19 protein-coding genes are annotated in these 18,886 nt (G+C 71.8%); 7 read left to right on the top strand and 12 right to left on the bottom strand.

Annotated features, from left to right (window positions below; translation table 11 throughout):
* The 5 genes from A4X17_RS12805 to A4X17_RS12785 all read right to left on the bottom strand — a co-directional run.
* The coding region (locus A4X17_RS12805; protein WP_064296073.1) for a GH25 family lysozyme at window positions 1-626 on the bottom strand (626 nt) is incomplete at its 3' end.
* A gap of 45 nt (window positions 627-671) precedes the next feature.
* Complete coding sequence (locus A4X17_RS12800) at window positions 672-1,748, bottom strand: sulfate/molybdate ABC transporter ATP-binding protein (RefSeq protein ID WP_064296072.1); 1,077 nt, start codon at window positions 1,746-1,748, stop codon at window positions 672-674.
* Complete coding sequence (locus tag A4X17_RS12795) at window positions 1,745-2,560, bottom strand: ABC transporter permease (protein ID WP_064296071.1); 816 nt, start codon at window positions 2,558-2,560, stop codon at window positions 1,745-1,747. The genes A4X17_RS12800 and A4X17_RS12795 overlap by 4 nt, the downstream gene beginning before the upstream one ends.
* Window positions 2,561-2,564: 4 nt before the next feature.
* Entirely contained in the window at window positions 2,565-3,380 is an 816-nt protein-coding gene (gene modA / locus A4X17_RS12790; protein ID WP_064296070.1) for a molybdate ABC transporter substrate-binding protein, read from the bottom strand.
* A complete protein-coding gene (locus A4X17_RS12785) occupies window positions 3,377-3,781 on the bottom strand; it encodes a molybdopterin-binding protein (RefSeq protein WP_064296069.1) in 405 nt (134 codons plus the stop codon). The genes modA and A4X17_RS12785 overlap by 4 nt, the downstream gene beginning before the upstream one ends.
* A 125-nt stretch (window positions 3,782-3,906) precedes the next feature.
* On the opposite strand from A4X17_RS12785, the gene A4X17_RS12780 reads away from it, so the two are divergent.
* Window positions 3,907-4,575 (top strand): SGNH/GDSL hydrolase family protein, encoded by a 669-nt coding sequence (locus A4X17_RS12780; RefSeq protein WP_064296068.1) that lies wholly within the window; start codon window positions 3,907-3,909, stop codon window positions 4,573-4,575.
* Between the two features lie 21 nt (window positions 4,576-4,596).
* On the opposite strand, the gene A4X17_RS12775 is transcribed toward A4X17_RS12780, so the two are convergent.
* Both A4X17_RS12775 and coaBC read right to left on the bottom strand, forming a co-directional pair.
* Window positions 4,597-5,892 carry a M23 family metallopeptidase gene (locus A4X17_RS12775; RefSeq protein ID WP_064296067.1) on the bottom strand — a complete coding sequence of 432 codons (1,296 nt, stop codon included), beginning with the start codon at window positions 5,890-5,892 and terminating at the stop codon, window positions 4,597-4,599.
* 19 nt (window positions 5,893-5,911) lie between these two features.
* The gene (gene coaBC / locus A4X17_RS12770; protein ID WP_064296066.1) at window positions 5,912-7,228 is read right to left on the bottom strand and encodes a bifunctional phosphopantothenoylcysteine decarboxylase/phosphopantothenate--cysteine ligase CoaBC; all 1,317 of its coding nucleotides are present in this window, start codon (window positions 7,226-7,228) and stop codon (window positions 5,912-5,914) included.
* Window positions 7,229-7,309: 81 nt separating this feature from the next.
* On the opposite strand from coaBC, the gene A4X17_RS12765 reads away from it, so the two are divergent.
* The 3 genes from A4X17_RS12765 to A4X17_RS12755 all read left to right on the top strand — a co-directional run bounded on the left by A4X17_RS12765 (window position 7,310) and on the right by A4X17_RS12755 (window position 10,277).
* Complete coding sequence (locus A4X17_RS12765; RefSeq protein ID WP_064296065.1) at window positions 7,310-8,059, top strand: NRDE family protein; 750 nt, start codon at window positions 7,310-7,312, stop codon at window positions 8,057-8,059.
* Window positions 8,060-8,158: 99 nt separating this feature from the next.
* Window positions 8,159-9,064: a LysR family transcriptional regulator gene (locus A4X17_RS12760; protein WP_064296064.1), complete on the top strand. Its 906-nt coding sequence runs from the start codon at window positions 8,159-8,161 to the stop codon at window positions 9,062-9,064.
* A gap of 223 nt (window positions 9,065-9,287) precedes the next feature.
* The gene (locus A4X17_RS12755) at window positions 9,288-10,277 is read left to right on the top strand and encodes an MBL fold metallo-hydrolase (RefSeq protein ID WP_064296063.1); all 990 of its coding nucleotides are present in this window, start codon (window positions 9,288-9,290) and stop codon (window positions 10,275-10,277) included.
* An 11-nt stretch (window positions 10,278-10,288) separates the two neighbouring features.
* On the opposite strand, the gene A4X17_RS12750 is transcribed toward A4X17_RS12755, so the two are convergent.
* From A4X17_RS12750 to A4X17_RS12735, 4 genes are all read right to left on the bottom strand, one after another.
* Window positions 10,289-10,777: a hypothetical protein gene (locus tag A4X17_RS12750; RefSeq protein WP_064296062.1), complete on the bottom strand. Its 489-nt coding sequence runs from the start codon at window positions 10,775-10,777 to the stop codon at window positions 10,289-10,291.
* Window positions 10,778-10,898: 121 nt separating this feature from the next.
* A complete protein-coding gene (locus A4X17_RS12745) occupies window positions 10,899-11,414 on the bottom strand; it encodes a DUF427 domain-containing protein (RefSeq protein WP_064296061.1) in 516 nt (171 codons plus the stop codon).
* Window positions 11,415-11,454: 40 nt separating this feature from the next.
* A complete protein-coding gene (locus A4X17_RS12740; protein ID WP_064296060.1) occupies window positions 11,455-11,883 on the bottom strand; it encodes a hypothetical protein in 429 nt (142 codons plus the stop codon).
* A complete protein-coding gene (locus A4X17_RS12735; RefSeq protein ID WP_064296059.1) occupies window positions 11,880-12,491 on the bottom strand; it encodes a helix-turn-helix transcriptional regulator in 612 nt (203 codons plus the stop codon). The genes A4X17_RS12740 and A4X17_RS12735 overlap by 4 nt, the downstream gene beginning before the upstream one ends.
* Window positions 12,492-12,600: 109 nt before the next feature.
* On the opposite strand from A4X17_RS12735, the gene A4X17_RS12730 reads away from it, so the two are divergent.
* On the top strand, window positions 12,601-13,572 hold the full coding sequence (locus A4X17_RS12730; protein WP_064296058.1) for an NAD(P)/FAD-dependent oxidoreductase: 972 nt from the start codon (window positions 12,601-12,603) through the stop codon (window positions 13,570-13,572).
* Between the two features lie 93 nt (window positions 13,573-13,665).
* Entirely contained in the window at window positions 13,666-14,040 is a 375-nt protein-coding gene (locus tag A4X17_RS12725; RefSeq protein ID WP_064296057.1) for an iron chaperone, read from the top strand.
* A gap of 15 nt (window positions 14,041-14,055) precedes the next feature.
* Here the strand turns inward: A4X17_RS12725 and A4X17_RS12720 are convergent, their stop codons facing one another.
* A complete protein-coding gene (locus A4X17_RS12720; protein ID WP_064296056.1) occupies window positions 14,056-15,258 on the bottom strand; it encodes an SLC13 family permease in 1,203 nt (400 codons plus the stop codon).
* A 252-nt stretch (window positions 15,259-15,510) separates the two neighbouring features.
* Between A4X17_RS12720 and A4X17_RS12715 the strand changes: the two genes are divergently transcribed.
* Window positions 15,511-18,886: LamG-like jellyroll fold domain-containing protein (locus A4X17_RS12715; protein ID WP_064296055.1), on the top strand; the 3,376-nt coding region annotated here is incomplete at its 3' end.

The raw sequence follows: 18,886 nt of genomic DNA, 5'->3' as shown, positions 1-18,886 counted from the left end.
GTCAGGACCGGCGGCGTGACGACGGAGCGGATCCACATCGGGTTCCGCTCGTACGCACCCGCGAGGAACGCGTCGTAATACCGCATGGTGGCGTAGATGATCGGCGGCCGACCGTAGTGCTCCTCGAGTGCGGCGAGGAGCGGATCGAGCACGGCGGCGACCCGCTCAGCACTCGCTGGCGTCCGACAGTAGTCGGCGTAGCACTCGAGATCGATGGTGATCGGGAGAGCCCCCGCGGTGACCGGCACGGTGTCGAAGATGTTCTGCGCCTGCGTCTCGGCCGGGCTATCGAAACTCAGGAAGTGGTACGCCCCGATGAGCAAGCCGCTCTCGTCGGCCGCCCGCTGCGCGCCCGCCCAGTTCGCGGCGAACCGTTCGTCCTGATCACCTGATCCCTCGGTCGCCTTCATGATCGCGAAGTCGATGGGCTGAGCCGCGAGGACGTCCCAGTCGACCTCGCCCTGGTACGAGGAGACGTCGACACCGCGCACCGCGTACGAGGCGGCCACGATCGCGTTCGGCCGCACGAGCCCCATGGCGACGAGTGCCGCGCAGATCCCGCCGATGGCGAGCGTGCCGGCCGCCCCGACGACGATCGGCCACCAGCGCCTCCAGAATCGGTTCATCGACTCACTCTGTCACGTCTCGGACGTGTCCCGGAGCAGGACGTCTCAGCGCGGGTAGAGGACCGCGGCCCGCGGGTCGACCACGAAGTCGACGACGTCCCCCGTCGACCACCCCGCGGCCGCGAGCTGCTGCACGGCGACGTCGGCGGTGATGACCGCCGAGCGGACCCGGACGACGTCACCGCGGGGTTCGAGGTCGGTGATCATCGCGCGGAGGGCGCCTGACGCACTCGGGCTGCCAGACCCGTCAGCCTCTCGGACCTCGACGCGGGACGGTCGGAACGCGCAGGCGACGGCGACCCCGACCGGGATCGGGTCTGCCTCCGCGGAGGTGTCGACCTCGACCTCCGCCCCGTCCCGCAGACGGATCCCGCGTGCCGTGCGAACGCCCGACAACAGTTCGAGTCCCGCGAGGTCCGCGGTGAACGCCGTCCGCGGCCGCTCGAGCACCTCCGCCGTCGGCCCCTGCTCGACGATGCGCCCGGCGTCCAGGACGATCACCCGGTCCGCGAGCGTGTACGCGTCGAGCACCTCGTGCGTCACGAGCACGGTCGTCCGTCCGTGCAACTGCTCACGGAGCATGCGGCGCAGGTGGGGCGCGACCGTCGCATCGAGCGCGGCCATCGGTTCGTCGAGGAGCAGGAGGGCCGGGTCCGGGGCCAGCGCGCGGGCGAGCGCCACCCGCTGCGCCTGGCCGCCGGACAACTCGGCAGGACGGCGCCCTTCGAGCTCGGACGCCTCGACGTCCGCGAGTCGTCGTCGGGCGATGTCCCGAGCCTCGCCGCGCGACGCACCGTCGACCAGCGGGCCGTAGGCCACGTTGTCGAGCACGGAGCGGTGCGGGAAGAGCAGCGCCTCCTGCGCCAGGAGCGAGATCCCCCGCCGGTGCGGCGGCGACCAGCGGTCCCGACCCGATCCACCGACCGCGAACAGCTCGCGACCGGCGAGGGTCGCGTGACCCGTGTCCGGACGCAGGAGCCCGGCGAGGACGGCGAGCAGCGTCGACTTGCCGGCGCCGTTCGGTCCGAGCACGGCGACGGTCTCCCCCGCGGCGAGGTCGACGGCGAGCTCCCAGTCGCGTTCACGCAGCGTCGCTCGGAACTCCAGGGCCGCCCCGGTCATCGCACCACTCCGGCGACGGTCCGTCCACGGCGGATCGACCCCTGTGCCCCCGCCACGCCGACGACGAGCACGGCCACGACGACGAGGACGAGCGACAGCGCGACCGCGGCGTCGGGATCGGTCTCGCGCTGCAGGTAGATCTCGAGCGGCAGCGTCCGCGTGACCCCCTGCAGGCTGCCCGCGAACGTGAGAGTAGCCCCGAACTCGCCGAGGGCCCGCGCGAACGACAGGATCGCGCCCGACACGACGGCGGGTGCGAGGAGCGGCAGCGTGACGGTGCGGAAGACGGTGGTGGGACGTGCGCCGAGCGTCGCGGCGACGGCCTCGTACCGCGAGCCGGTCGTGCGGATCGCCCCCTCCAGGCTCAGCACGAGGAACGGGAGGGCGACGAACGTCTGGGCGAGGACGACGGCGGTCGTGGAGAACGCGATGTCGATCCCGGCGTCAGCGAGCGCCGGTCCGAGCAGGCCGAGCCGACCGAAGGTGTACAGCAGCGCGATCCCGCCGACGACGGGCGGGAGCACGAGCGGGAGGAGGACGAGCGACCGCAGCAGCCGCTGCCCCGGGAACCGGGTGCGCGCGAGGACGAGGGCGAGCGGCACGCCGAACACGATGCAGAGTGCCGTCGCGAGCGACGACGTCCGCAGGCTCAGCCCGAGCGCCGCGACCGACGACTCCGAGGTGATGAGTGTTCCGAAGTCCGCCCAGTCCACGCGCAGGACGATCGCCACGAGCGGCAGCAGGACGAACGCCGCGCCGACCGTGGCGACGACGACGATCCAGCGGGGCACCCCCGAGCCGAGATCCCTCACGGGGTCACGGTGCGCCGAAGCCGGCGTCGGCGAGCACCCGCTGTCCTTCGGCGCTCACGACGTAGGCCGCGAACGCCGCGGCGACGGCGGGGTTCGCGCTTCCTGCCAGCGGCGCGATCGGGTAGGTATTGACGGCTTCCGACGACTCGGGGAAGGCGATGCCCTGCACGGTGTCGCCGGCCGCGATGACGTCGGTCACGTAGACGAGCCCCGCATCGGCCTCGCCCGAGGTCACCTTGCCGAGGACGTCGGTGACCGATGACTCCTCACTGACCGGGCTCAGCGCGACACCCGTGGCGTCCTCGACGGAGACCGTGGCCGCTCCACAGGGGACCTGCGGCGCGCACACGACCGTCTTGACGCCTGGACGAGCGAGGTCGGCGAAGGTCTCCACGCCGGCGGGATTCGACGGGGGCACGGCGATCTGCAGGACGTTGGTCGCGAAGTCGACCGGGTCACCCTCGACGAGGTCGGCATCGGTCAGCTTCGCCATGTTCTTCTCGTCCGCCGAGGCGAAGACGTCGCCGGGAGCACCGTTCGTGAGCTGCGTGACGAGGTCGGAGGACCCGGCGAAGGTCAGCTCGACGGTCGTACCGGGGTGCGCCTCCTCGAAGTCCTCCGCGAGCTCGGTGAAGGTCGTCTTGAGCGAGGCGGCCGCGTACACCGTGATGGAGCCGCTGAGCTCGCCCGTCGTGGCCGAGGCGGTGAGTGTCGGCGTCGCCGCGGGTGCGGCGCAAGCGGACGCCGCGAGCAGGACCCCGGTGCCGAGGGCCAGTGCGCTGAGCAGTCGGAAGGATCGACGGGGTGCAATGCGGTTCATGAGCTCGCCTTCGGGGTCTCGATGAGGACCGTCGTGGCCTTCACGACGGCGATGGCCGTGGATCCGAGTTCGAGACCGAGTTCACGTACGGCCTCACTGCTCATGAGCGACACCACCCGATGCGGGCCGCACTGCAGTTCGACCTGCGCCATGACCGTGTCCATCGTGATGTCGGTGACGATGCCGACGAAGCGGTTGCGTGCCGAGCGTCCGATCTCCGAGGGGTCGACGGGGAGGACGGCGTTCTCCCTGGCCAGCCGAGCGAGCGACAGGCCGTCGACGACCGCTCGGCCCGCCTCGTCCTTCGCACTGACGAGTGCGCCCTGGTCGATCCAGCGACGGACGGTGTCGTCACTGACCCCGAGGAACAGGGCGGCGTCTCGGATACGGATCTGCGGCATGGAGACAGGCTAGTGCACGCATTCGCGTTGATACGACCTAACCCTAACCGCATCCGCGTTCCGGGCCGTCGGCAGTCGACCGGCGCTTCGACCCTCCGCGACGCCCACCGCTCCGAAGCATCCGTATGAGATCACGACTGCTCGCCGCCGTCACCCTGCTCGCCCTCGCCACCGGCCTCACCGCCTGCGCTTCCCCCGGCTCGGGGACCGGCGGCGTCACGGGCGACGGACCGCTCGTCGCGTTCTACGGCGACTCGTACACCCTCGGCACCGGAGCGAGCGACCCGGCCAACCGCTGGTCCACCGTCGTCAGCGAGGAACGCGGCTGGCGGGAGTTCAACCCCAGCGTCAACGGCCTCGGGTTCGTGAACCACCGCGACCGCTTCGGCGACGGCAGCGGCGACCTGCCCTCCCTCATCATCGCCGAGCAGCCCGACATCGTCTTCGTCACGATGGGCCTCAACGACGCGTTCAGTTTCGACGATGCCGCCGACCGGATCCACGAACAGATCACGACGGACCTGCATCGCCTCCGCGACGCCCTCCCGGAGGCCCGCTTCATCGTCGTCGAACCGTTCTGGTACACCGACGAGCGACCGCAGTCGATCGAGACGATCATCGGCTGGGTGGCCGACGCCGCGCAGGAGATCGACGCCGACACCATCCCCGGGGCGTCGCACTGGATCGAGGGACACCCGGAGTGGATGGCCGCAGACGGCCTCCACCCGAACGACGAGGGGTACGCGGAGATGGCTCGCCGCATGGACGCCGAGCTCGAGCGCCTCGGACTCTGACGCCTCGATCCGGGACGCGGCTCAGCCGAGCCGGATGCCCCGGTCCGCCATGAACGGGACGGCGTCGACGCGCGAACCGCCGATCCTGACCTCGAAGTGCACGTGGCATCCGGTCGAGGCACCCGTCGTCCCGACGAGCGAGATGTTCTGACCGGCGGACACCCACTGCCCCTCGCCGACGAGGATGCTGCTGTTGTGCGCGTATCCGGTCATGACGCCGCCGCCGTGGTCGACGAGGACCCAGTTGCCGTAGGTGCCGAGCCAGCCGGCGTAGACCACCGTGCCGGCGTTCGCGGCGTAGACCGCTCGCCCACAACCCGCTCCGATGTCGGTGCCCGAGTGGAACGGGTTGACGCCGGGCACGGGGCGACCGGGTCGCGGTCCGTAGTTGTCGGTGATCCGGCCGGAGATCGGCAGGGCCCACCCCTGGCTCCCGACGGCACCCGAGGCACCGCCACCTCCGCCGCCGCCTCCTCCACCACCGCCGGCGTTGGCAGCGGCCTCGGCAGCCGCCCGTGCAGCCTCAGCCGCAGCCGCCGCGGCTGCAGCAGCGGCGGCCGCGGCCGCCTTGACTTCCTCGCCCTTGCGGTAGTCGGCCTCGGTGGCTGCTCGGTTCTCCTTGAGGACCACGAGCTGGGCCTCGAGCGTCGCGAGGTACTCCTGCTGCTCGGACACGGCGGTCTCGGCGTCGGCACGGGCTGCGACCGCGTCGCCGAGCGCGGTCTCGGCTGCCGCGGCGAGCTCGCCGAGGGCGGCCTCGGCGATGGTCGCCTGCTCGGTGAGGAGCGACGCCGTGTTCGCATCGGTCCTCGCCCGGTCGTAGGTGCCGTCCGTGGACTCGCTGAGCTTCGTGATCGTGCTCAAGCGTCCGAGGAGCGACTCCGGCTCCTGGCCGTCGAGGAACGCGGCGGTACTGAGGTCGACGTTCCCCGACCGCAACCACGCGGCGACGAGCGCGCCGGCCTGGCGTTTGGAGGCCTGCGCCGCGGTCGTCGCTGCGACGGCCTGCTCACGGAGCGAGAGGGCACGGTAGCTCGCCTCGTCGACGGCCAGCTGAGCGGCCTCGTACTCGTCGGCACGGAGGACGGCCTCGGCTTCGGCGAGCGCCGCAGCGGTCTTCAGCTGCTGGACGAGCCCCTCGATCTGACCGATGGTCGACTGCTTCGAGGACTCGCTCGAACGGGCCGCCTCGACGTCCTCCCAGCTGGGGTACTCCGCAGCGGCGGCCGGCTGCGCGAGACCCATCGAGAGGACGATGACTCCGGCGAGCGCCGCGGCGATGGAGGCGCGACGGCGCGCGGGACGGAGGCGTGGCATGGTGCCATCGTGGCAGTGGTCAGCCCCGTTCGGGGGGAGGCTCGCCAGCCTGGGAACGAACCGGATCCGCCCGGTGGGCGAGCACGAGGTCGAGCAGCCGGTCGGCGATGCCGCGTTTCGACCCGGTCGCCTCGCCGACCACCTCGCCGGCGCCGTCGATCACGACGACCTCGTTGTCCGGCGTGCCGAAGCCGTCGGTCCACCCCACGCGGTTGAGCACGAGGAGGTCAGCGCCCTTGCGCGCGACCTTGGTCCGGCCGAGGGCCAGGAGCTCCTCGCGGTCGGCGGCGGTCTCCGCGGCGAACCCGACGACCAGGCGTCCCGGCACCCGGGCCGCGGCGAGTCCGGCGAGCACGTCGGGGTTGCGGACGAGTCGCAGGGTGAGCTCGTCGCCGGTGTCGTCCTTCTTGATCTTCCGTTCGGCGATCTCGGCGGCGCGGTAGTCGGCCACGGCGGCCGCCATGACCACGAGCGTCGCGTCGGCCGCCGCGTCCTCCACGGCGACCGCGAGTTCCGCTGCGGTGCCGACCGGGACGACCCGCAGACCGTCGACCGCAGCCGCTTCGGCCGCGACATCGGCGTCCAGGTGCGCCGCGACGAGCACCACGTCCGCCCCGCGCTCGGCGGCGGCCTGCGCGATGGCCAGCCCCTGCCGACCGCTCGACCGGTTCCCGAGGAACCGCACCGGGTCGAGCGGCTCACGGGTGCCACCGGCCGAGACGACGACGCGCTCACCCCGCAGGTCGTCCGGGTGCGCGTCCGCTCCAGGTGTGCGTCCGGCGAGCAGCGCCAAGCCGGCGGCCACGATGTCGTCGGGCTCGCTCATGCGTCCCGGCCCCGTGTCGCCGCCCGTCAGCGCGCCGTGCGCCGGCCCGATGACGGCCACCCCGCGCGATCGCAGGAGGGCGACGTTCGCGGTCGTCGCCGGGTGCTGCCACATCTCGGTGTGCATCGCCGGCGCCAGCAGGACCGGCGCCCGGCTGGCCAGGATGGTGGTGCCGAGGAGGTCGTCGGAGAGTCCCGCCGCGAGTTTCGCGAGGGTGTTGGCCGTCGTCGGTGCGACGACGATGAGCTCCGCGCGCTGCCCGAGGGCGACGTGCCGGACTTCGGCGACGCCGTCGTACAGCGAGGTCGTGACGGGGTTCCGGCTGATCGCCTCGAGCGTCGGCAGGCCGACGAACCGGAGGGCGCTCTCGGTGGGCACCACGTGGACGTCGAAGCCCGCGAGCACGAACCCGCGGACGACACCGACCGCCTTGTACGCGGCGATCCCGCCCGTGATCCCGACGACGACCGTGCGCCCTGCCGCCGTCCGCGATGCATCCTGCACGCCCATGCCGCCTCCTCGCTTCCGGCGCTCCCGCGCCGGGTCCTCGTCTAGTCTGTCCTAGTCCGGCCGGCCCGAGGAGGAACCAGCGTGTGCACCGTCATCATCGACTTCGAGCCGGGGCGCGCGTGGCCGATCGCCGTCCTCGGGCTGCGAGACGAGCAGCCGGGGCGTGCCTGGGATCCACCCGGCGCGTGGTGGCCCGGACTCGGTGACGGCGTCCGCGGCATCCACGACCGCGAAGCGGGCGGCGCGTGGCTGGCGACGAACGACGACGCAACGGGCGGCCCCCGGGCGGCGGTGGTCCTCAACCGACGCGAGGACCTCGACATGCCCGCCGCCGGGTGGACCTCGCGGGGCGTCCTCCCCCTGCAAGCCGTCACGACCGGCGTCGACGCGGACGATGCCCGCAGCGCCCGGTCATGGAACCTCGTGGAGCTGGGTCCTGACCGCGTCACCGTGACGAGCTGGGACGGCGCCTCGCTCAGGTCGATCGACGTCGCACCCGGTCTCCACCTCGTGACGCACGAGGGCCCCGACCACCTCGACGTCCCCCGGGTCCACCGGTGGCGGCCGGCCTTCCTCGACGTCCCGTCGCCCACCGGGCCGCTGGACGGTGCGACGGCCGCGTCCTGGGAGCCGTGGTTGCGCACGTTGCGCTCCACGACGAGCGTCCCCGCCGACGCCGACGAGGCGATCGTCCGCATCGACGACCACGACGGCCTGCGCCTCGCCTCGCTCTCGGTGACGGCGCTCTCGGTCGGCCCCGACGGCGCGGTGCTCCGGAACGCCCGACTCGCCGAGCCCGGCCATCTGCCGGAGGAGCTCGTCTGGGAGTGAACCGGACGGTGACGGTCAGCACCCTCCGGGAGCCACGGGACCCGGATCGGACTGCGACCCGTGTGGAGGGCGCCCTGGCGCGCTCGATACTGTTGCAACATGGCCCTGAACCCCGTGCGACTGCGACTGCTCGAGGCGTTCGACCGCCTCGGTACGATCCGCGCCGTCGGCCGTGAGCTCGACCTCAGCCCCTCGACCGTCTCGCAGCAGCTCTCCGTCCTCGAGGCCGAGACCGGCGCCGCGCTCCTGGAACGACGTGGCCGGACGCTCACCCTGACGCCGACCGGTGCGCTGCTCGTCGAGCGCGCTCGGGCCCTGCTCGCGCAGATGGACGCCATCGAGGTCGAGCTGGCCGAGGTCGAGTCCGAGCCGTCCGGTCGGTTCCGCATCGCCGGGTTCGCGAGCGTCATCGCCCCCATCCTCATCCCCGCAGCCCGTTCCCTCTCGCGGCAGTACCCGCGCCTCGAGGTCGAACTCATCGAGGTCGAACCGCACGAGAGCACAACGGCGGTCCAGCGAGGAACCTGCGACGTCGTGATCACCGTCGATCAGGAGGACGGGTTCCTCCTCGACCCCTCGGTGCACAGCGTGCCGCTCACCACCGACCCCCTCCTGCTCATCGCGCCACTCGACCACCGACTGGCCGCACAGGAGCAGGTCACGTTCAGCGAGCTGCAGAGGGAGTCGTGGGCCCTCGACGCCCCGGGCACCTACCTCGGCGAACTCGTCCCGCTGATCTGTCGTCGCGCGGGGTTCGAACCGAAGGTGGCGGGACGGTTCACGAGCTACGAGGTCGTCATCGACCACGTGGCGGCCGGGCTGTCGATCGCCGTCCTTCCGGACATCGCGATCGGCTCGCGGACGGACGTGGTGCGGAAACCCATCGCCGGGATGAGCGAACGGAAGATCGTCGCGACGGCGAGGAAGGGCTCACTGCAGCGTTCGGCCGTCGCGGCAGCGCTCGCGGCGGTACAGCGTGCCACGGACGAGGCCGTCGCCCGCTGAGCCGCGGCGGAACCGGCCGAGCCTCCTCCGGGGAGGATCAGCCGTGGTAACCGGACTTGGCCATGGCGACGAGCGCTCCGACCAGGCCGATGCCGCCGAAGACGGTGATGAAGGCGATCACGCCGATGAGGATGTCGTTGACGGTCATGCACCCATCGTACTGAACCCGACGGGCCCCACGACTAGGGTTGGTCCGTCCCCCGACACCACCCGGAGCAGCACCATGATCACCTCATCGAGCGAATCCCAGGCTGCCGCCTTCCGCGACGGCCGGATCCCTGCGACGGAGCACCTCGACGCCGACACGGTCGTCATCGCCGTCCCGACCGGCGACCCCGGCAATCCGTTCACCCTCTGCTCGGTCCTCTTCGGCACCGACGGTCGCGCGATCGTCGTCGACCCCGGAACCGACACCCCCGAGGGCCGCGAACACCTGCTGCAGGAGCTCCGCGGTATCGGCGTGACGACGCTCACGGGCGTCGTCGTGACCCACCTGCACCCCGATCACCTGGGCCTCGCCGGCACCCTCCGCGACGAGCTCGCCGCACCGGTCCTCATGCACCGCCTCGAGGACGAGGCGGCCGGCTCCACGCCGCCGGGCCCCGCCGATCTCGCTGCAGCATTGGACGAGTGGGGCGTCCCGGCGGACGACACGACCGTGCGCCCCTGGGCCACTCGTGCGACGGCACCCGCCGGGCACCTCGGCGACACCCGCGCGGACCGGACGCTCGAGGACGGCGAGCTGCTGACGCTCCCCGGTCGCTCGATCAGGGTCCTGCACACACCCGGCCACACGACGGGTCACCTCACCCTCCGCGATGAGGACCGCGGCTACCTCTTCACGGGCGACCACGTGCTGCCGACGATCTTCTCCGGCCTCGGCCTCGGGGCGCGCACCTCGGAGAACCCGGTGACGGCCTACCTGTCGTCGCTCGACCGCGTCCGCGGCTACGACGGCGATCAGGTGGTCCCCGGACACGGCTTCCGGTTCACGGGACTCGCGGACCGCTGCGACGAGCTGGCCGCGCACCATCTGCGGCGAGCCGACGAGGTGCGCGCCGTCCTGGCTGACGCCCCCGACGCGAGCGTGTGGACCATCGCCTCCCGCATCGGCTGGTCGGCAGGATGGGACGCACTGACCGGTCTCCTGCGCGTCTCGGCCCTCACGCAGACCGACTGGCACCGGGCGCGCCTCCAGCAGCTCGCCGGCTGACCGTCCCCGCGCTACCGGCTGAGGCCGACCCACCCGGCTCGACGACGCGCCAGCGCCCGTTCGAAGGCGTAGAGCCCACCGCCGGCCGCCACTCCGGCGGCGAGCACCGCGAACACGACGACCCCGATCGTCGAGGCGAGTCCGATGGGTGCGGCGATGAGGCCGCCGACGATCAGGACGAGGAAGGCCGCACCACCACCGGCGATCCAGGCCCGGTGGACCGGGCCCCGCTCGCCCCAGTGGTCGAGGATGCCGAGCGCCAGCAGTGCGCCGACCGCCCCGACGGCGGCGAGCATCCCACCGACGAGTCCGCCGACGAGGACGGCGATCCCACCGAGATCGGCCGGATGCATCGAGACGGTCCCGACCGCCCCGAAGAGCTCGGCACCGGCCGCGAGGGCCGCACCGGCGACCGCACCGACGCTGACGGCGAGGCCGAACAGCGGGACGACACGGAGGAGGGACCAACCCGGGTCCGCTGCTTCATCGAACACGTCCATGGCTTCGACCGCCTCCTGCGCGCCTCGTCGTCGACAGCGCTTGGCGCTCAGCGTGGCATGCGGGTGCAGGGTGCTCCAGGGCGTTGCGCGCGACGGAGGAGCGGGTGTAGGGCGGCGGCGTCTACCAGCCGCGCGTGCCCGGGGCGCCCTTGAACGGCCCGACGATCCCCGGCGTGATCCATCCGCCGTAGAAGTCGCCCTCCTGCGCCTGCACCGGCACCCCGTCGACCTCGCAGGCGTCCATGCGTCCCGGATAGACCGCGATCATGCCGAACAGCGGCGCGTATCCCGGGCGTGGATCGGGGTAGGTCCACGCCGCGGCACCGGCGACCTCGTCGCCCACCCGCACGTCGAGGTAGTGGGCCTCGCCCTTGAACTCGCACATGGTCGTCCCGTCGACCGGCACCAGGACCCCGGGCGAGAAGTCCGCCGCCGGCACGTAGTACACCGGCGGGTGGCTCGTCTCCAGGACCCGGACCGCGGCCGTCGACTCCGCGATGACCGTGCCACCGAACCGGATCACGACGCGCTCGTCGCGCGGCTCGACCCGCGGCGGACGCGGGTACTCCCAGACGGACTCCTCACCGGGTCCGGGCTGGACGGGCAGGGGGCGGCGGAATCGCGAGGAGTCGGGCATCTGCCCATGCTGCCCGGTCCACCTGAGCGACGACCGCGAATCAGGCGCGCCGGCCCACGGTCCGGAGCGCGAGCCAGAGCAACCAGGCACCCGCCGCCGCATACCCGATCAGTAGCAGCACAACGGCCGTCGACCCGAGGTCGTAGACGACGGGGATCGCCGGCGAGCCACCGACGCCGGCGTCCGTCGACTTCCCGTTCGCGGTCAGGAGGGCCAGGACGAGCAGCACCGCGGCGCTCGCGAGGATCGGTCCGCCGGTGGCCCAGACCTTCTGCTTGGTGGTCCAGGCGCGCGACCGCCACAGCATGACCATGCCGGCCACCCAGCCGACGAACGGGACGACGAGCCCGCCGAGCATCACGAACAGGGCTGCCGTGATCGCGAACCCGCGGCGTTCGAGGAGCTGCTCCGCGAACGGCCGATCGTCCTCGGGTGGGCGGGCACCCTCCTCGTCATCGTGTCCGATCACGCGCTCCTCCTCGTCGACGTCGCGCGGACGTGCATCCGTTCACCCTGCTTGCCGAACAGGCTGAGGAACTCCACCCCTGCGGCCTCGGCCCGGCCGAACCAGTGCGGGACGCGGGTGTCGAACTCGGCGACCTCACCCGCGGTGAGCACGATGTCCTGGTCGCCGAGGAGGAGCCGCAACCGGCCGTTGAGGACGTAGAGCCACTCGTAGCCCTCGTGGACCTTCTGCGTCTCAGGCGTCTGCGGGCCGTCGCCGCCGTGGATGATGCTCTTGAACGCGTGGAGACCGCCGGATCGACGCGTCAGCGGCACGATCGTCTGGCCGTGCCGCTGGACGGGCTTCAGATGGACGCGGGGATCACCCGTCTGCGGAGCACCGACGAGGTCGTCCAGGGGCACCTGGTGCGCCTTGGCGAGCGGGAGGAGCAGCTCGAGGTTCGGTCGGCGCTGGCCGGACTCGAGCCGGGAGAGGGTGGAGACCGAGATGCCCGTCTCCGCCGACAATGCGGCGAGGGTGGTGCCGCGATGCTGCCGGATGGCTCGCAGCCTCGGCCCGACGGCATCCAGGACACCGTCGATAGACCGTTGCTCGTCGTGTGCATGCGCCATGGGTCGATTCTCGCTCGCACATTGCCGCTTCAGCAAGGGTTCTTGCCAGTTCGGCACCAGTCGGCGCACCCTGGACACCTCCCAGCACGTCGAACGAACGGAACGATCCATGAGCACTCCCGTCACTCCAGCAACCACCACCGACCTCGTCGACGCCGTCATCGTCGGCGGGGGCGCCGCCGGGCTCAGCGCAGCCATCATGCTCGGACGATCACGACGGTCCGTGATCGTCGTCGACGGCGGCGAGCCCCGGAACGCACCCGCCGACGGCGTCCACGGTTTCCTGACCCGAGAGGGCACCCCGCCTCGCGAGCTCCTCCGCCTCGGCCGCGCGGAGGTGGCGTCGTACGGCGTCCGCGTCGTCGACGGTCAGGTCGTCGATGCCGGGCGCGACGATGACGGGTTCACCCTGACGACGGCGGACGGCGCGATCGTCCGAGGCCGCCGCCTCCTCATCGCCACCGGCACCGCCGACGAGCTCCCGCCCATCCCCGGCCTCTGGGAGCGGTTCGGCCGCGACGCCCTCCACTGCCCCTACTGCCACGGCTGGGAGGTCCAGGACCGCGTGATCGGTGTCCTCGGCACGAACGCGGAGGCCGCAGCCCACCAGGCGCAGCTGTTCCGGCAGCTGAGCGACCGGGTCGTCGTGCTCCGTAACACCGCGGGCACCTTCACGGTGGAGCAGGAGGCGGCGTTCGCGGCGCGGGGCATCGAGGTGGTCGACGGCGTCGTGGAGCGGCTCGAGATCGCCGACGACCGGCTCGTCGGCGTGCGCCTGGACGACGGCCGCACCGTCCCCGTCGAGGCGCTGGCCGTCGCCCCCGTCAACCGGGTGCGCGCCGAGGCGTTCGCCGGTCTCGGGCTCCACACGCGACCGCACCCCCGCGGAGCCGAGTTCGGCGACGCGATCGGCGTCGACGAGCTGGGTGCCACCTCGGTGCCGGGCGTCTGGGCGGCCGGCGACGTCACGAACCTGCGTACCCAGGTCCTCCAGGCGGCGGCGGCCGGATCGATGGCCGGCGCGATCATGAACGCCGACCTCGTCCAGGAGGACGTGCGGCGCGCCCTCGCGAAGCGGTAGAACCACCACTGTCGCGCGAGACTCGGACGTGGGACGATGACGGCACGGGGGCCCGACGGCTCCCGTGCCGTGTCCGTTCCGACGAGGAGAGACATGCCGGGTGCACCCACCACGATCGACGACTACCTCGCCGCGCAACCCGCCGACGCCGCGGACGCCATCGAGGAGATCCGACTCCGCGTCCACCGCATCGTGCCTGAAGTCACCGAAGCCATCCGGTACGGCATGCCGACGTTCATGCTCGACGACCGCTACCTGCTGTACCTCGGCGCCTGGAAACACCACATCGCCCTCTACTCGATCCCCCCGTTCGACGGCCCCCTCCAGAACGCCGTCGCCGACTACCGGGCGGCGAAGGACACGCTGCAGTTCCCGTTCAGCCGGCCGATCCCCTTCGACCTCATCGACCTCATCGTCACGGAGCTGTTGGAGCGACGCCGGGCGGCCGACGCGCGCCACGAGCATTAGGGCGGCGCTGGGAAGTCACGGCAGTACGGCGCCGGCACCCTGGGCCAGCCAGAGCCCGACGGTGGCGAGGGCCACCGTCAGCGGAGCGACCACGAATCCGAGCGCGATGAACCGACCCCAACCGAACTCGACGTCCGCCGCGGTGAGCCGCGCATGCCAGAGCAGGGTCGCGAGGGCGGCCCACGGGGTGATGAGCGCGCCCGCGTTCACGCCGACGAGCAGGGCGGCGAACCGCACGGGATCGCCGGCCACCGGCTCCAGTGCGAGGTACGCCGGGAGGTTGTCGACGAGGTTGGCGCTCGCCATGCCGACCCCAGCCAGCTGCAGGAGCGCCAGGAGGGAGTCGCCGGTCCCCGCGATGGACGCGAGCGCCCGCGCGAGCCCGAGGGCGTGAGCCGCCTCGACCACGAGGAACAGTCCTGAGGCGAGCAGGACGAGCTGCCACGGGACGAGCGCCGGACGCAACGCCGCCGGACGCCGGATGAGGAACACGACGACGAGGATCACCGCCGCGCCGACCGCCGACATCCACACCGGGATACCCGACACCAGCAGTGGCAGGAGCACCAGCACCACGAGCCCGGACGTCCATAGCAGCACCCGGTCGTCGTCCTGCGCCTCCACGTCCACCGTGTAGGCACCGGCGAGCTGGCGGCGGTACACGATCGCGAGGACCATGCACGGGACCACGACCGCGATGATCGCGGGGACGACCATGAGCGCTGCGAAACCACCGGGACCGAGCGGGCCGCCGCCCGACGTCGTGGCGGCCTCGTCGATCGCGTGCTCGGCGAGGAGGTTGGTGAGGTTCGACACCGGCAACAGCAACGACGCCGTGCACGCCAACCAGACGGTGGTCAGGGCGAACGGCACCGGCGACAGCCCCGCGTGCCGCGCGAGCGTGATGACGACCGGCGTCAGGAGGACGGCCGTGGTGTCGAGCGAGAGGAAGACGGTGCTGAGCGTGGCCAGCGCGACGACGAGCAACCAGAGCAACCAGGTGCTCCCCCGACCCCAGCGCACGAGCCGGGAGGCGACGAGCGTGAACAGGCCGGCGTCGGCAGCGAGTTCGGCGACGACGGTGATCGCGACGACGAACAGGAGGATCGGCCACACGCGGTCGGCGATGCCGAGGGCCTCCGGGGCGGGGAGGACGCCGGTGAGGACCGCGATCGTCCCGATGACGAGCAGCACGACGCCGAGCACGGCACTGCGCACGAGGCCTCCTTCACGACCGGTCCGTCGGAGCACTGTCGCCCGCTCGGCAGTCGATCATACGTCCGCCGGCTCCTCGGCCACGGTCGTTCCGAGCAGCCCGACCTGACCGCCTTGCCCCGAATTGGGGGCGCCACCCGTCTTGGAAGACTCGCAGTGGACTGACAGCATCGGAAGACGTGCCGAAGCAGATGCGTGGTGCTTTGGCCGCCTCGCTCGTCCGGTGCGCCACCACCACCGGAAGAGGGGAACACCGTGGGTCGACTGCGAACCGAACGAGCCGACGAGTCTCGAACGCGGATCCCGAGGAGATGGGAGCGCGTCCTCATCGGCGCTGCGACGACGGCGACCATCCTGCTCGGCACGCTCGTCCCGGTCTCCGCCGCCGTCGCCGACAGTGTGCCTGTGGATCCTACCGATCCGCTCACCCCGACGACCGTGACCGCGGATTCACTGCCCGCCCCGCAGATCGACGGCGTCGTCTGGGACCAGGTCGTCGCCGGCGGTACGGTCTACGTCGGTGGACAGTTCACGACCGCGCGACCAGCCGGAGCCGCAGCCGGGGTCGCCACCGTCACCCGGTCCAACTTCCTCGCGTACGATCTCGCGACCGGCGAGCTGCGCTCGGACGTCTCGACGTCCTTCGACGGGCAGATCCGGGCGATGGCCGTGTCCCCCGACCAGTCGCGGCTGTACGTCGCCGGTTCCTTCACGAAGGTCGACGGCACGACCCGGTATCGCGTCGCGGCGTTCGACCTTCCGTCGATGACCCTCGTGTCGAGCTTCGCTCCGACCGTCAACGCGACCGTCGAATCGATCGCCGTCTCCGCGACGAGCGTATACCTGGGCGGCATCTTCACCTCCGTGCAGAAGAACGAGCGTCTCCGTGGGGCCGCGCTCAGCACGACGAATGCCGCGTTGCAGCCGTGGAACCCCTCGGTGCTCGGCGGCTCGGTCAAGGCGATCGTCGTCTCGCCCGATGCGTCGAAGATCGTACTCGGCGGCGGATTCACCTCGATCGGCGGCTCCACCGAGCCGGGCCTCGGCATGGGTGCGGTCACCGGTGACTCGGGTGTGGTCCTACCGTGGGCTGCCAACTCCATCATCCGGAACGGCGGCACGAAGTCCTCCGTCTTCTCGCTGTCCTCGGACGCCGACAGTGTGTACGGCGTCGGCTACCAGCACAGTCAGGGCGGGAAGGCCACCGAGGGGACGTTCCGCATGAGCTGGGCCGACGGCAGCCTCCAATGGTTGGCGGACTGCCACGGGGACAGCTACTCGGTACAGGTCGTCGGCGACGTCGTCTACACGGCCGGACACGCACACGCCTGCGACAACACCGGCGGCTTCCCCAACGCCGAGGGATACCACCGCGCGGTCGCCTTCTCGAAGGAGAGCGTCGGGCGGGTCGCACACAACACCCCGCCCGGAGGCTGGACCTACGGCAATTTCGAGGGCAATCCCGCCACCGAACTCCTCCACTGGTTCCCCGACATGAACGCCGGCAGCTACACCGGCCTGAGCCAGGGCCCGTGGGACGTCGCCGCAAGTGACGAGTACGTGCTGTACGCCGGAGAGTTCACGACCGTGAACGGTGCGCCGCAGCAGGGTCTCGCCCGGTTCGGTACACGCGCCGTCTCGACGAACGTGCAGGGCCCGCAGCTCGGGGGCTCCAAGATGGCCCCGACCGTGACCGCGATCGGTGACGGCGCGGCGAAGGTCACCTGGCCGTCGAACGAGGACCGCGACAGCGAGGTGCTGCGATACGACGTCATCCGCGACAACGACACGGCATCGCCCGTGTTCACCGTGAATGCAGCGGCGTCCTTCTGGGACAGGCCCGACCTCACGTTCATCGACCAGGGCCTCACGGTCGGTCGCGACTACCGGTACCGGGTGAAGACGACCGACGCCACCGGCAACGTCGCCTGGGGGGACAACGTGACGTTCACGGCCGCAGGCGGCGCACCGATCGCCTCCACCGACCTGGACCGTTCGGTCCTCGCCGACAGTCCCTCGCACTACTGGTCACTCAACGAGGCGACGGGGACGACCGGCGGTGACTGGGTGGGGGCGGCCGAGCTGCAGCTGTCCGGCACGACCCTGGGCCGTGCTCAGCCCGGCGCGGAGTCCGACGGCGGCGGCACGTCGACGTCGTTCGGTGGTGACGCGCGCGGGGTGACAACGACGACCGAACCGTTCACCAACCGCTTCTCGCTCGAGGCGTGGGTCCAGACGACGTCGACGAGCGGCGGCCCGATCATCGGCGCATCCAACGGGACGGCGCTCGGCTCCGGTAACCGCGACCGCCTCGTCTACCTCGGCGACGACGGCCGCGTCCGTTTCGGTCTCTATCCCGGGACCGTCCGGACCGTCACCTCGGCCAGGGCGGTGAACGACGGCGAGTGGCACCACGTGGTAGCGGTCCTCGGCAACACGGGCCAGCAGCTCTACATCGACGGCGCCCTCGAGGCCGAGGACCAGGGAACCGTCCGGGCACAGGACTACAGCGGCTACTGGACCGTCGGCGGCACCTCGCTCTCCGGCTGGCCGGACCGCCCCTCGAGCGACCACCTGAACGGTCGTCTCGACGACGTGGCCGTCTATCCGCGAGCTCTCACCGGCGCGCAGATCGCAGCGCACCATTCGGTCGGGGTCGACGGTGTCGCCCCCGACCCGGAGAACCAGGCGCCCACCGCCGCCTTCACGACGACGGTCGACGGGCTGGGTGTGACCGTGGACGGTACCACCTCGACCGACGGCGACGGCACCGTCATCGGATACGCCTGGGACTTCGGCGACGGTACGACCGCGAGCGGGGCCACCGCGAGCCACAGCTTCGCCGCCGCCGGCGATCACCCCGTCACGCTCACCGTGACCGATGACGATCAGGCGACGGCGAGCGTGACGCAGGTGGTGACGGTGACCGCACCGGTCGTCGAGCCGGAGCCGGGCGCCCAGCCGTTCGCCTCGGACACCTTCGAGCGTTCGGTGACGAACGCCTGGGGAGACGCCGAGACCGGCGGCTCCTGGACCGTGGCCGGAGGGAAGACCGCCTTCGCCGTGTCCGGCTCGACCGCGACGATCCAGGCTCCCGCGGGAGGCACCCGGGCCGCCCGCCTGATGGGCGTCACCGAGGCCTCCGCGGACGTGCTCACCGACGTCACCCCCTCCATCGTCGCCAACGGTGGGGGCGGGTACTACTCGGTGATCACCCGCCAGGTCGGCACCGTCGCGTACAGCGCCAGACTCTGGTTCCGTGCCGCGAACGACGTCCGCCTGCAGCTGCTGTCCGGCACGACGGTGCTGGTCTCGCAGAAGATCGACGGGCTGTCGGCGTCCGCGGGTGGGACGCTGCGCCTCCGAGCCGCCGCCGGCGCCCCCGTGGACGGGGCGACGAGCCTCACCGCCAAGGTGTGGGCCGGGTCCTCTGCGGAGCCCGCCGACTGGCAGGTGTCGGCGACCGACGCCGCCGCCGCTCTCCAGGCGCCGGGTGCGGTCGGACTCTCCGGTTATCTGTCGGCTTCCGCGAGCAATGGGCCCGTGACCTTCACGGTCGACACGTTCGACGCGGTCACCGCCGGTGGTCGTGAAACCGCAGCGCCCGCCCCCGACCCGACGGATCCGACGC

It is taken from the genome of Plantibacter sp. H53 (genome assembly GCF_001650455.1).
In the GTDB taxonomy this organism is placed as follows: Bacteria; Actinomycetota; Actinomycetes; order Actinomycetales; family Microbacteriaceae; genus Plantibacter; species Plantibacter flavus_A.
Note: the sequence above shows the minus strand (reverse complement) of the source record. Positions and strands in the feature narration are given on the sequence as shown.

Excerpts from the sequence above, each read along its gene's own strand:
- A4X17_RS12800 (WP_064296072.1), bottom strand. The coding sequence starts at position 1,748 with ATGACCGGGGCGGCCCTGGAGTTCCGAGCGACGCTGCGTGAACGCGAC.
- modA (WP_064296070.1), bottom strand. The coding sequence starts at position 3,380 with ATGAACCGCATTGCACCCCGTCGATCCTTCCGACTGCTCAGCGCACTG.
- A4X17_RS12785 (WP_064296069.1), bottom strand. The coding sequence starts at position 3,781 with ATGCCGCAGATCCGTATCCGAGACGCCGCCCTGTTCCTCGGGGTCAGT.
- A4X17_RS12780 (WP_064296068.1), top strand. The coding sequence starts at position 3,907 with ATGAGATCACGACTGCTCGCCGCCGTCACCCTGCTCGCCCTCGCCACC.
- A4X17_RS12775 (WP_064296067.1), bottom strand. The coding sequence starts at position 5,892 with ATGCCACGCCTCCGTCCCGCGCGCCGTCGCGCCTCCATCGCCGCGGCG.
- coaBC (WP_064296066.1), bottom strand. The coding sequence starts at position 7,228 with ATGGGCGTGCAGGATGCATCGCGGACGGCGGCAGGGCGCACGGTCGTC.
- A4X17_RS12760 (WP_064296064.1), top strand. The coding sequence starts at position 8,159 with ATGGCCCTGAACCCCGTGCGACTGCGACTGCTCGAGGCGTTCGACCGC.
- A4X17_RS12755 (WP_064296063.1), top strand. The coding sequence starts at position 9,288 with ATGATCACCTCATCGAGCGAATCCCAGGCTGCCGCCTTCCGCGACGGC.
- A4X17_RS12750 (WP_064296062.1), bottom strand. The coding sequence starts at position 10,777 with ATGGACGTGTTCGATGAAGCAGCGGACCCGGGTTGGTCCCTCCTCCGT.
- A4X17_RS12745 (WP_064296061.1), bottom strand. The coding sequence starts at position 11,414 with ATGCCCGACTCCTCGCGATTCCGCCGCCCCCTGCCCGTCCAGCCCGGA.
- A4X17_RS12735 (WP_064296059.1), bottom strand. The coding sequence starts at position 12,491 with ATGGCGCATGCACACGACGAGCAACGGTCTATCGACGGTGTCCTGGAT.
- A4X17_RS12730 (WP_064296058.1), top strand. The coding sequence starts at position 12,601 with ATGAGCACTCCCGTCACTCCAGCAACCACCACCGACCTCGTCGACGCC.
- A4X17_RS12725 (WP_064296057.1), top strand. The coding sequence starts at position 13,666 with ATGCCGGGTGCACCCACCACGATCGACGACTACCTCGCCGCGCAACCC.